Origin of the sequence: Nereida ignava, from assembly GCF_001049735.1 — a bacterium.
GTDB lineage: Bacteria > Pseudomonadota > Alphaproteobacteria > Rhodobacterales > Rhodobacteraceae > Nereida > Nereida ignava.
The window spans coordinates 76,467-88,800 of record NZ_CVPC01000006.1; the positions used below are offsets into that span (position 1 = coordinate 76,467).

The window sequence follows — 12,334 nt, forward strand, 5'->3', positions numbered from 1 at the left end:
TAAGCCATCAGGGACCAATGCGCAGTGTGAAGGGGATCAGGTGAGAGGTTGGACATCGACCCAAGTGGGGCTCGTTGTGGCTGCTTCCTTCCGGACCTGACCAGGTTGGCGAGACACTTGCCCGCGCCAACCTCTCAAGGCCGATATAGGGGGCAGGGCGATTTTGTGCAAGTGGTGCTTAGAACATCATCTCAAGAGTGGTGAGTTGGGGGTGTGTCCGGCTTTGACAGGCCGTAGGACGGATGTTCGCGGGCAAGGGCGTGTCACGTGGTGCGTTGAACGTGGCGTTTGATCCCTTAGCGGCTTCTAAATGCCATGCCTCAGGCCGCAGAGCGTCGTGCGATGCTTGCGTAGGTGTGGTGTGCGTCAGGTATGCCTCAAGCGTTTGTCTCAACGACATCTCAGGCCCTTCACAAACTGTTCCCGTGATTTGGCCTGTCTGTACGCGGTAGTCATCGGTTGCCACCAAAAGTGGCGTATCATTTGCAAGCGTGATGCCTTGGATTTTGAGCGGGCTCACACGGTTGGTTGCATCTGGCGCGGCATCAAGGTGAATTTGGTAGGTAGCTCCGTGAACAATGTTAGCCGTGAACCGTGGAACGTCTGTGTTGAACAACTGCGTTTGCTGGGTCAGATCGCCGTAGATGCGCGCGCCTTTTCGCAAATCATCGCGCAGGGCTTGCGCGGTTGTCTGCACTAATTGAAGGCTGCTTTGGAACGGATAAGCGGCGATAAGATCGCGCCTGCGCAAAGTGCCTGCTGCGATATGGGTGTAGTTCAGCGCGTTCGTACGACCGCCGGTTCGCAGCATTGGCACTGTTGCTAAAACCGGAAAACCTTTGCCAAATGGTGCCGCAGCAGCGATCAACGCATCCCCCAACAGATTACTAAGCGGTGTGGGCATGGTCAGCGCGAGGGCGCTGTTAAAGCTGATCTCGCTCTGTCCGATGGGTTCATCCAGCCAGTCTTGGGCCTGTTGTCGCGCACTGTTTAGTGCAGGCGTTATGAGCTTTTGCGGCTGCGCTGCTGCGGGTAGGGTCGCGGCGCCTGTCTTACCCACCTGCCAGCTCTTCCCGTCATGGCTCAGATCAAGGGTCAGCTTACCCAGTTCAGCACCGTGGGCAGCAGGTAGTACAGCGGGAATTTTGGCGTTTGCATCTGTTTTGAACGACACATGGGTGTGGCCCAAAATGACAGCATCAAGGGAACTCATCGATAGCACTTCAAAGGTAGTGTCGTTCTTGTTGATGTGTGACCCGTCGGGTCGAACGCAGGGTGTGTCGTCTGCAGTGATACCAATGTGTGCAAGACATATCACTACATCTGCACCGGCGGTGCGCAGTTCTGTGCAACTTCGCTCCAAGGCTGGCATAATCGGTGTGAACTGAACTGTTTCCGGTAGGCGTGCGGCGTTCCATTGGGCGGTTTCCGGTGGGCAAACTCCTGTGATGCCAATGCGTAGTTCCTCGGTCTTACCGCTTGGCAATGTCACATCGCGCTTAAGGATCGTCCAAGGCACAACTTGATCAACACCGGCAATATTGCATGAAACTACCGGCTGCGTGGCCTCACCGATACGCTGGCTTAGTGCGGTCATGCCGTAATCAAACTCGTGGTTGCCAAGGGTGATCGCATCGTATTTCAGCTCGGCAAAAGCGGCTATGACAGGATGCTTGGCACGCAAGCCATCGGGGGTGGCGCACCAATCCATCACATCGCTGCCCTGCAATGCATCGCCATTATCAAGCAATAAAACTTGATCGTCCGATACCGCTACTTTGGCCCGCTCGTATGCAATTACCGATGACAGGTTTGCTAAGCTGCCTTGCGCGCTATCCTTTGGCGTGAGGGCGCCGTGGAGGTCGGACGTTGCAAGGACAACAAGCGTTGTCGAATTTGAGGCTCTGGCGCTCACGATGGCTTCCCATTGGGCGATGTGTGTAGACTAATATGATGTCAGGGTAGGCCAGTCCGGGGACTGACGTAACCTACTATTTTTGGGGAGGGCAGGCCATGCGCCATGCTGAGACAGTGACATTTGGCGGTGGTGGGCTTGAACGGCGCGCAGAATTGCGCCGCAATGCCGAAGTGCTTTCCGAGGCGTTTCAGCAAAGTAATCATGTGCTTTTGATTTGGCGGGGAAAGCCGCTTTTGGGGCCTGAGGGCATTGCTTGGGTAAGTGCTGAGCATCCGTTAATTGCGCTGCAACGCGAAGCGCCGGTTTTTCTTGGGCAAGGTGCTGAGGGTGAGATGTTGTTTGCGGCTGATGTCTCGGGCTGGGAGCCGGAGGATGCGGATTTGAGCACGCTCAACCAGTTTGTTGACCCGTCAGAACAAGTCCCGCCCAACGCGCCAGAGGGTGCCGCATTTTGCGAGTTGCGTGGTGCGATGTTGCGACTATCACCGCTGGATGCTGAGATTACGGCAACTGCACGGGCAGTATTTACGTGGCACGCTTCCCATCAGTTTTGTGCCAAATGCGGACATGCATCCGTGATGGCTTCGGGCGGTTGGCAGCGTAATTGTGACGCTTGCCAAGCGCATCATTTTCCGCGCACCGATCCGGTGGTCATTATGTTGATTACGCGTGGTAACTCGGTACTGCTTGGCCGCTCGCCCCATTGGCCTGAACGAATGTATTCTTTGTTGGCGGGTTTCGTTGAACCCGGTGAAACACTGGAGGCGGCCGTGCGCCGTGAGGTTTTTGAGGAATCTGGGGTTCGCGTTGGTGAGGTTGAGTATTTAGCGTCCCAGCCTTGGCCCTTTCCTGCGTCTTTGATGTTTGGCGCACAGGGCAAAGCAACAAGCATAGACATTACGATTGATCCGGTTGAGATTGAGGCCGCACGTTGGGTGACCCGTGAAGAGATGGCTGAGGTCTTTGCGGGCCGTCACGCTGATATTGACCCCGCGCGCAAAGGGGCAATTGCGCATTTTTTGCTGGAGAATTGGCTGGCGGATACATTAGACTGAGTGCACGAATTGTTAATCAGGCGGTGGCACAAAACACTGCCTGATGATGCTTAAAGAGTAAGGTTTGCGGTGATGTTGAGCACACAAGAAGATATATCTGCGCCCGCGTCTTTTGTATTTGCGCGGCTTACGGATTACGACAATCTTGAGCGGCTCGCCTTACGCCGTGGGGCGAAAGTGACGCGCAGTGGTCAGATCGGCGTTGGCACCACGTGGTCTGCTGAATTTCGTTTGCGGGGCAAAGACCGCAAGCTGAAGGGTACGTTGGTTGAGTATGTGACTGACGAAAAGTTGGGCTATGAAGCGCGCATCAAAGGCATGGAATTTAGCTTCAGTGTGGAGTTGGTCGCGCTGTCACGCAGCCGCACGCGGATGGTGGTCAGCGCAAATGCTAAGGCAAAGACTCTGACCGCCCGGGTTTTGCTGCAATCGTTCAAACTTGCCAGACAGCGGGCGCAAAAGCGGTTTGCCAATCGGGTTTCTGACTGGGCAGAAACCATCGAAGACGCCTACTCTGGTAGCTAAGCCTGCGCTTAGCTGTTGCGGCGGGCGTCGGCGGGATAGACACCAAGTAAGGTGATTTGATCGGTGAAGTGGCCCAACTCATCCATCGCCAGTTGGACGTTCTGATCATCTGGATGGCCTTCAATGTCGGCGTAAAACTGGGTTGCGGTAAATTCGCCGTTTACCATGTAGCTTTCCAGTTTGGTCATGTTGATGCCGTTCGTCGCAAACCCGCCCATGGCTTTGTATAGGGCCGCGGGGATGTTGCGAACGCGGAAAACAAAGCTGGTCATCATAACGCCGTCGCCGCGCCGGCTTTGATCCATCTCGCGGGACATGATCAAAAAGCGGGTCGTGTTTGTGTCTTCGTCCTCAATATCGCGGGCCAGCACGGTAAGGTCATATTGTTCAGCGGCCAGCTCTGATGCCAAAGCACCGATGCCTTGCTCTGGGTTGCGCGCCAGATCAGCCGCCGCACCTGCACTGTCTACTGCGGTTTCATCTGCGATGCCGTTCTGCATAAGAAAAGTGCGACATTGTGGGATCAAAACAGGGTGCGCACGGACAAGTTTGATATCGCTTAGCACGGTGCCCTTTGGGGCCATAAGCGCGATCCGAACGCGCACAAATGCCTCGTCAATGATGTGCAGGCCCGATGCGGGCAGAAGCCGGTGCATGTCTGCAACGCGCCCGTAGGTGGTGTTTTCAACTGGCAGCATCGCCAGATCCGCGCGCCCCTCACGGACAGCTTTGATCACATCCTCAAACGTACGACAGGGAAGTGGGGTATGGTCGGGGCGGGCAACTGCGCAGGCTTCATGAGAGTAGGCGCCCAGTTCTCCCTGAAAGGCGATAATTTTGGGCTTTTGACTGCTCATTTCGCGAAGTCCTTGGTGTAATCCGTAAAAAAGGGCGTTTCGTCGCGGTTGCTACACCTTGCTCTTTTTGCAGGGAAGGGCATATAGGGACCAATTGTAAAGCCAAATGACGGACGCGACAAAATGGACACGATGACATTTACGAAAGTATTGGGCGGGCTGTGCGGCTCCCTATTGGTTTTTTTGCTTGGCTCTTGGGTGGCTGAGGAAATGTACCACACCGGTGGTAAGCACGGCGATGAGCAGCAGGCTTACGCGATTGAAGTCGAATCAGACGAAGCAGAAGTTGAAGTTGTAGAAGTCTCCTTTGACGAAGCATTCGCAGCAGCGGACATCGACAAGGGTAAGAAATTGTGGCGTCAGTGTAGCGCGTGTCACAAGCAAGTAGACGGTGCCAACGGTACTGGCCCGCATTTGTATAATGTAGTTGGTCGCGACAAAGGCTCTGTAGATGGTTTCGGCTACTCAGGCGTATTGGCCAGCATGGAAGGCGACTGGACGCCAGAGAACTTGAGCGGCTTCCTGGAAAGCCCCAAGAACTATGCACCCGGCACAATCATGGGCTATCGCGGTATGTCAAAAATCGAAGACCGCGCATCTTTGATCGCCTACTTGCAGACGAACGGCGAGTAACGCGCCTTCAATCAAGTTTAACAGATACAAAGCGGCGTAGGGATGAACTCTGCGCCGTTTTTATTTATGCGAACGAAACCTCACATATCCGCTAGCTGCGGCATAATTCCCTTGAACATTGGACAAATGCGACCTTAGCTTCACATCTAACCTAAGACGATGATCAGTTTTGAGGGACCCATGGAAACCACATCAAGCCGTAGCCGCGCGATTGCCGTGAACCGTCCGAACCGATTTGCCCAGTTTGTAGCGATATCGGTGCTGAGCGTGGGAACCTTGATAGCTTGTGTGGGAGCGCTTCGGGCCGATGACAACGTTATTGTTGCGCAGACATTCACCACGCTTGGTAGCCCCAAGTATCCCGCTGATTTTGCGCATTTTGATTACGTGAACCCTGATGCGCCAAAGGGCGGTGAAATCTCGTTCGCGGCGGTGGGCACGTTCAACAGTCTGATGCCTTTTTCGCGCAAAGGTGATCCGGCGTCCCTTTCATCGGTAATGGTTGAGCGTTTCATGGAAACGTCGCTTGATGACCCAAACACAGATTACGGCTTGCTCGCGGAGCGGTTGGAATATCCGGAAAGCCAAGACTGGGTGATATTCCACATCCGCCCCGAGGCGCGGTTTTCTGACGGTGAGCCCGTGACAGCGGATGATGCGGTATTTACGTGGAATTTACTAATGGAGCAGGCGTTTCCATCTTACCGCGATGCGCTTGCCCGCATGGTGAGCAGCGTTGAGAAAGTAGGCCCCTTGTCTGTGAAGTATACCTTCAACCCAGAGGTGCCGCGCGAGGGGCTGATCAGTCAAATGGGTACCAACGCCGTGCTACCGCAACATTATTTTGAAGCGGAGAATCTACGGATTGATGAAAGCACGATGACCCCCATTCTGGGCAGCGGTCCCTATATGTTTGAGAGTGCTGACGCCCCGCGCCAAGTGACTTATGTGCGCAATCCTGATTATTGGGGCAACGATCTGCCGCTCAATAAAGGCCGCCACAATTTTGACCGCATCCGTATTGAATATTTCGGTGACGCGGCCGCCGCGTTTGAAGGCTTTAAGTCAGGGGCATTTTCGTTCCGCCAAGAGACCAGCTCAAAAAACTGGGGTACGTCTTATGACTTTCCGGCGCTTGATAAAAACTGGGTTGTAAAAAAGGAACTTCCGAACACGGCGCTGCCGACATCGTCCGGTTTCGTATTTAACCTCGGCAAAGACGCCTTCCAAGACAAGCGTGTACGTCAGGCGATTGCGCTGATGTACAACTTCACCTGGACCAATGAGACGCTGCRATACGGGCTTTTTGCACAGCGCGAGAGCTTTTGGCAAAATACCGATATGGCCGCACGTGGTCTTCCTGAGGGGCGTGAGCTTGAGGTGTTGCAATCACTTGGTGATCTGATTGATCCGTCACTTCTGACAACGCCCGCCTTCCTACCGCACACGTCCAGCGAGCGGCAGCTTGATCGTCGCAACCTCAGAGCGGCATCACAGCTGATGGAGGAGGCGGGTTATACCGTGGATGATAGTGGCATGTTGGTCAAAGACGGCGAGCGTTTGTCCCTCACACTGCTGGAAGGAAATCCCAGCTTTGATCGCATCATGCTGCCCTTCATCGAAAACCTGAAGCGGCTCGGCGTCGATGCTAATTACGAGCGCGTTGACCCTGCACAATTTACGGCGCGCCGTCGTGATCGCGACTATGACATGATCTACGGCAGTTATGCCACGGGCTATGGCCCGGGGTTGGGTTACACTCAGCGTTTTGGGTCCGAAGATGCGGCGGTAAGCCTGTTCAACCCTGCGGGCTTTGCCAATGAGGCGGCTGACGCGATCATGGAGAAGATGTTACTCAGCAAAACCCAAGAGGAATTTGTAGCCACCGCACGTGCCCTTGACCGTGTCATGCGCGATGAATTGTTCATCATTCCTACTTGGTACAACGACAAACATTGGGTGGCTTATTACGATATGTTCGAGCATCCGCCAGAGGATATTTTACCCCCGCTGGCGCTTGGTCATCTGGACTTCTGGTGGTTCAACGCCGAACGTGCGGCGGAACTGGAAGCCGTCGGCGCGTTTCAGAACTAAGACGAAAGCAGACGCAGCAGCATGGGCGCATATATCCTAAGACGATTGCTTTTGATCATCCCCACGTTACTGGGGGTGATGGTGATCAACTTTGCGTTGGTGCAGTTTGTGCCCGGCGGCCCTGTGGAACAAATCATCGCCGAAATTGAAGGTGAGGGGGATGTTCTGGGTGGCATTACTGGTGCCGGTGGCGATAGCGGTGCCTCCGTTGAGGCAGATGACACCTACCAAGGCGCACGGGGCCTTGACCCCAAATTCATCGCGGAGCTGGAGCAGCAGTTTGGCCTAGATAAGCCGCCCGTTGAGCGTTTCATGATCATGATGTGGAACTACATGCGGCTTGATTTTGGCGAGAGTTTCTTCCGATCAATTGGCGTTTTTGAATTGGTGATGGAAAAGCTGCCGGTGTCGATAACCCTTGGGCTTTGGTCAACGCTGATCGCTTATGTAGTCTCGATCCCGTTGGGTATTCGCAAGGCGGTCCGCGACGGAACGCCGTTTGATACATGGACTTCGGGCGCGATCATTGTGGCCTATTCCATCCCCGGCTTTTTATTTGCGATTTTGCTGCTGGTCTTGTTCGCAGGTGGCTCGTACTACCGCATTTTCCCTCTGCGGGGCCTGACTTCCGAAGGGTTTGCCGACATGACGTTGCTGGAGCAAATCAAAGATTACCTATGGCATATCACCTTGCCAGTGATCGCCACCACAATTGCAAGTTTCGCGACCCTGACACTGTTGACCAAAAACAGCTTTATGGATGAGATCAACAAGCAATATGTCACCACTGCAAAAGCCAAAGGTTTGTCAGAGGCGCGCGTCCTTTACGGCCATGTGTTCCGTAATGCGATGCTTATTGTGATCGCAGGTTTCCCCGCTGCGTTCATCAGTATTTTCTTTGGCTCTTCACTTATCATCGAGGTCATTTTCTCGCTCGATGGGCTTGGTCGATTGGGGTTTGAGGCCGCTGTTGCGCGAGACTATCCAGTGATTTTCGGCACGTTGTTTGTCTTTGGTCTTGTGGGCCTTTTGATGGGTATCATTTCGGATTTGATGTATGTGCTTGTTGACCCGCGCATCGATTTTGAAAGCCGCAAGACATGAGCCCGCTGAACAAACGCCGCTGGCGCAATTTCCGTAACAACAGGCGCGCCTTTTATTCGTTAGTTATTTTTACGGTGCTGTTCGTGCTGTCGCTGTTTGCTGAATTCTTTGCAAATGATAAGCCGATTTTGGTTAATTACCGTGGTGATTATTACACGCCCGTTTTCAACTTTTATCCCGAAACCCAGTTTGGTGGGGACTTCAAAACCGAAGCTATTTACCGCGACGATGAGGTGAAATGCCTCATTATTTCTGGTGGCGTCATCGACTGTTTCGACGCGCCAGTTGAGATTATGTCAGAGATTGAAAACGGTACATTCTCTGATCCTGATTTTGAGAAAGGCTGGATGATCTGGCCGGTTATTCCCTACAGCTATGACACGCCAAACACGCTTGACGGCCCTGCGCCGTCTGCCCCTGATGCCAACCATTGGTTGGGCACCGACGAGGGAACCAGAGACGTTCTAGCGCGCACGATCTATGGGTTCCGCCTGTCTATTTTGTTCACAATCGCCGTGGTTAGTGTGGCAAGCGCGATCGGCATTATTGCTGGTGCCGTGCAGGGTTTCTTTGGCGGGTGGCTTGATCTGACATTCCAGCGTGTGCTTGAGATTTGGGGCGCTGCGCCATCGCTTTACGTCATTATTATTATGTTCGCTATTTTTGGCCGCAGCATTGGAATGCTGATTTTCTTGGTAATTTTGTTTGGCTGGCCTGCACTTGTTGGGCTGGTGCGTGCCGAGTTTTTGCGCGCGCGCAACTTTGAATATGTCCGCGCGGCGCAAGCCTTGGGTGTGTCGAACTGGACCATCATGTTCCGGCACATGCTTCCCAACGCGATGATCGCAACGCTCACTATGATGCCTTTTATTATCACAGGCACGATCGGTGGTTTGGCAACGCTCGACTTTTTGGGGTACGGGTTGCCAGCGTCTGCGCCGTCATTGGGCGAGATGACACTGCAGGCAAAGCGTAATCTCTTTGCACCGTGGCTCGCGTTTACCAACTTTTTCACCTTCGCCATCATGTTGTCGTTGCTGGTGTTCATTTTTGAGGGTGTCCGCGATGCCTTCGATCCCAGAAAGACTTTTGCATGAGCGTTTTGAGCGTAGAAAACCTTCGGGTGTCCTTTCAGCAGGATGGTAAATCTGCGCTTGCGGTGCGCGGTGTCAGCTTTGCTGTTGGTAAAGGCGAGACCGTCGCATTGGTGGGGGAATCCGGGTCTGGGAAATCGGTCACGGCGCTTTCTACTGTGAACCTACTCGGGCGCAACGCGCACATCGAAGGCTCCGTTACGTATAACGGTCAGCAAATGGTGGGGGCTGATGAAAAGGCCCTGCGTAAAGTGCGTGGCAATGATATCAGCTTCATTTTTCAAGAGCCGATGACATCGCTAAACCCACTTCATACGCTTGAAAAACAGCTGACGGAGTCAATTGAGCTCCACCAAGGCCTGCGGGGCGTTGCAGCGCGCGCCCGCGTGGTTGAACTGCTGGAGCGTGTTGGTATCCACGACGCGGAAAGCCGATTGTCGAGCTATCCTCACCAATTGTCCGGTGGGCAACGTCAGCGTGTAATGATCGCAATGGCGCTGGCAAATGGGCCGGAGCTTTTGATCGCGGATGAGCCGACCACGGCCCTTGATGTAACGATCCAAGCGCAGGTTCTTGAGCTGTTAGCCGAGCTGAAGCGGGATCTTGGCATGTCGATGCTTTTCATCACGCATGATCTGTCAATTGTGCGGAAATTTGCAGACCGTGTCTGTGTGATGAAAGACGGTGAAATCGTTGAGCATGGGCTGACCGCAGATATTTTTGACGCCCCGCGGCATCCCTATACGCAAACACTACTTAGTGCCGAATCCGTTGGCGTACCTGATCCCGTACCCGCAGATGCGCCAGTGGTTGCGACAACGGACAACCTCAAGATTTGGTTTCCAATCGAACGCGGTTTGCTTCGGCGAACCGTGGGGCATGTCAAAGCTGTGAACGCTGCAACCCTATCGGTTCGCGCAGGCGAGACGGTTGGAATTGTTGGCGAGTCTGGTTCTGGAAAAACGACATTGGCGTTGGCGATGATGCGGCTGATCAAGTCAGAGGGGCGTATCGCCATTTTGGGCCGCGAGATTTCAAAACTACAAAAGCGTCAGCTGCGCGCACTGCGCCGCGATATGCAGATTGTCTTTCAAGACCCCTATGGAAGTTTGAGTCCACGGATGTCTGTTGAACAGATCATCGCGGAGGGCCTTGGGGTTCACGGTGTCGAAGCAGGTCGCAACAAGCGCGACATGGTCGCCGAAATCATGACTGAGGTCGGGCTGGATCCGGCAACCATGGACAGATACCCCCATGAGTTTTCGGGCGGCCAACGCCAGCGAATTGCCATTGCGCGGGCGATGATTTTACGTCCCAAACTTGTTATTCTGGACGAGCCTACATCTGCGCTTGATATGACTGTGCAGGTGCAAATCGTTGAGCTTCTGCGCGGCCTGCAAGCCAAATACGGCTTGGCCTACATCTTCATTTCTCATGATTTGAAAGTTGTGCGTGCGCTATCGCATCAGGTGATGGTCATGAAGCGCGGTGACGTGGTTGAGGCGGGGCCGCGCGATCAGATTTTTGATGACCCACAATCAGAATATACCAAGGCACTTATGGCTGCTGCGTTTGATCTTGAGGCCGCTGCAGGCGCGGGGGTCTAAATCCGCCGCTTTATTCGGTCAGCTTGGGCCGACAATTTCGCAATCTACATTGCGCGCTCTTAGGCGCCGACAGGCAAGTGCCGCGGTTTGTTGGTTAAGCCCGAGGAAATTTGCATCAAACCCATTGCTGCGGCGGATCACTTTGCGCAGAGAGCCGTCAAGCGTGTTCATTTCCATCAACGCGGTGCGCAACAACACTTGTTCCGCTTTGTATTTGGTGCCGAACTTACCGACATTGATGCCGTAGTCACGCGTGCCGCCCGAATTGGAAATGCGCGTCACAACACTCGGCTGTGCCACTGTGGGTCTGACACGCGGTTTGGGTGAGGTCGCAGTCGCCAACAATATGGGCTGTGAGGTTTGCACGTTTACGCTGGCGCTGGTGTCGACGGCTTGGGCAACTGCTTGCTCAACGGTGGTTGCTAAGGCCAGCAACATCTCTTGATCGGGCTTAGCTCCGCCTTTGCGCGCAACGGGACGCAGGCTTTTCTTAACCGCCGTGTGCAGGCGGATCGTCTTGCCCTTTAGCTCCGCGTCATCGTCAGTGAGGCTCGCCACGTAGTTTGGCAGCGCGGGCTTTCGAACAGGCGCATTGGTGGGTGCGCGGCGAAAGCCCATATCCAGCAATTCGGCGACGCGTGCGTTCCGCGTTGCGGTTGAGCGACCGCCAAACACAGTTGCGATGATCCGCTCGTTGCCACGTTCAGCACTTGCCACCAAGTTGAAGCCTGCCGCGCGTGTATAGCCGGTTTTGATGCCATCTGCACCGCGGTAGTTGCCAAGTAGGCGACGGTTGGTGTTTGAGACTTTGCGAATACCAGCGTCTGTCGTGATGCGTGAGAAGAGGTTGTAGTACTGCGGATAGTCATAAAACAGTCGCCGGCCCATTGTGGTCATATCTCGCGCCGTCGACATGTGACCGCTTTCGGTCAACCCGTGCGCGTTTTTGAATGTGGTTTTCGACATGCCCAAGGCTTTGGCTGTGCGTGTCATGCGGCGCGCAAATGCAGCTTCCGAGCCTGAGATAGCCTCGCCGATTGCAGTGGCAGCGTCATTGGCTGACTTTACGGCTGCCGCGCGGATCAGGTAGCGGAATTGAATGCGCTGACCAGACTTAAGGCCGATCTTTGAGGGGGGCTCTGCGGCGGCTTTGCGCGATATTTTTACGCGTGTATCAAGGCTAATCTCACCTTTGCGGACAGCTTCGAACGCCACATAAAGCGTCATCATTTTTGTAAGAGATGCAGGATGAAGGCGGGTGTCAGCGTTGCGGGAGTGGAGGACTTCACCGGACCGTGCGTCAATGACCATTGCCGCATAAGGGGCTGTTACGCCCATTCCGGGGGTTAACATCACACATACCAACGCAAGTGTGAAAGCGAACATACGCGAAATGCGCCCAAAGGTGTAAAACACTGGGAACCTGCCTTGCCAAACTCTGCCTCTG

The 12,334-nt window shown here is 54.3% G+C and carries 10 protein-coding genes and 1 other RNA gene; 7 read left to right on the top strand and 4 right to left on the bottom strand.

The genetic code is table 11. The features are described from left to right. Positions 1-38: 38 nt before the first annotated feature. An RNA gene (gene ffs / locus NIG5292_RS14615) (signal recognition particle sRNA small type) lies at positions 39-137 on the bottom strand. A gap of 41 nt (positions 138-178) precedes the next feature. Further along, entirely contained in the window at positions 179-1,915 is a 1,737-nt protein-coding gene (locus NIG5292_RS07400; protein ID WP_048598887.1) for a bifunctional metallophosphatase/5'-nucleotidase, read from the bottom strand. 98 nt (positions 1,916-2,013) lie between these two features. Between NIG5292_RS07400 and nudC the strand changes: the two genes are divergently transcribed. Together nudC and NIG5292_RS07410 are read left to right on the top strand one after the other, a co-directional pair. Beyond that, positions 2,014-2,973: an NAD(+) diphosphatase gene (nudC, locus tag NIG5292_RS07405; RefSeq protein ID WP_048598888.1), complete on the top strand. Its 960-nt coding sequence runs from the start codon at positions 2,014-2,016 to the stop codon at positions 2,971-2,973. A 72-nt stretch (positions 2,974-3,045) separates the two neighbouring features. Further along, positions 3,046-3,498, top strand: coding sequence for an SRPBCC family protein (locus NIG5292_RS07410; RefSeq protein WP_048598889.1), 453 nt, complete (start codon positions 3,046-3,048; stop codon positions 3,496-3,498). Between the two features lie 8 nt (positions 3,499-3,506). Here NIG5292_RS07410 and NIG5292_RS07415 read toward each other — a convergent pair whose 3' ends face one another. Continuing rightward, positions 3,507-4,355 (bottom strand): prephenate dehydratase, encoded by an 849-nt coding sequence (locus NIG5292_RS07415; RefSeq protein ID WP_048598890.1) that lies wholly within the window; start codon positions 4,353-4,355, stop codon positions 3,507-3,509. Between the two features lie 123 nt (positions 4,356-4,478). On the opposite strand from NIG5292_RS07415, the gene NIG5292_RS07420 reads away from it, so the two are divergent. The 5 genes from NIG5292_RS07420 (at position 4,479) to NIG5292_RS07440 (ending at position 10,887) form a co-directional block, all read left to right on the top strand. Continuing rightward, positions 4,479-4,988, top strand: a complete 510-nt coding sequence (locus tag NIG5292_RS07420; RefSeq protein ID WP_048598891.1) for a c-type cytochrome — start codon at positions 4,479-4,481, stop codon at positions 4,986-4,988. A gap of 180 nt (positions 4,989-5,168) precedes the next feature. Next, positions 5,169-7,082, top strand: a complete 1,914-nt coding sequence (locus tag NIG5292_RS07425) for an extracellular solute-binding protein (protein WP_144412753.1) — start codon at positions 5,169-5,171, stop codon at positions 7,080-7,082. Positions 7,083-7,103: 21 nt separating this feature from the next. Then, positions 7,104-8,186 carry a microcin C ABC transporter permease YejB gene (locus NIG5292_RS07430; protein WP_048598893.1) on the top strand — a complete coding sequence of 361 codons (1,083 nt, stop codon included), beginning with the start codon at positions 7,104-7,106 and terminating at the stop codon, positions 8,184-8,186. Next, positions 8,183-9,283 (top strand): ABC transporter permease, encoded by a 1,101-nt coding sequence (locus NIG5292_RS07435; RefSeq protein ID WP_048598894.1) that lies wholly within the window; start codon positions 8,183-8,185, stop codon positions 9,281-9,283. The genes NIG5292_RS07430 and NIG5292_RS07435 overlap by 4 nt, the downstream gene beginning before the upstream one ends. Then, positions 9,280-10,887, top strand: coding sequence for an ABC transporter ATP-binding protein (locus NIG5292_RS07440; protein WP_048598895.1), 1,608 nt, complete (start codon positions 9,280-9,282; stop codon positions 10,885-10,887). Before NIG5292_RS07435 ends, NIG5292_RS07440 begins: the two co-directional genes overlap by 4 nt. An 18-nt stretch (positions 10,888-10,905) precedes the next feature. On the opposite strand, the gene NIG5292_RS07445 is transcribed toward NIG5292_RS07440, so the two are convergent. After that, positions 10,906-12,240 (bottom strand): D-alanyl-D-alanine carboxypeptidase family protein, encoded by a 1,335-nt coding sequence (locus tag NIG5292_RS07445; RefSeq protein ID WP_074842101.1) that lies wholly within the window; start codon positions 12,238-12,240, stop codon positions 10,906-10,908. Positions 12,241-12,334 lie beyond the last annotated feature (94 nt).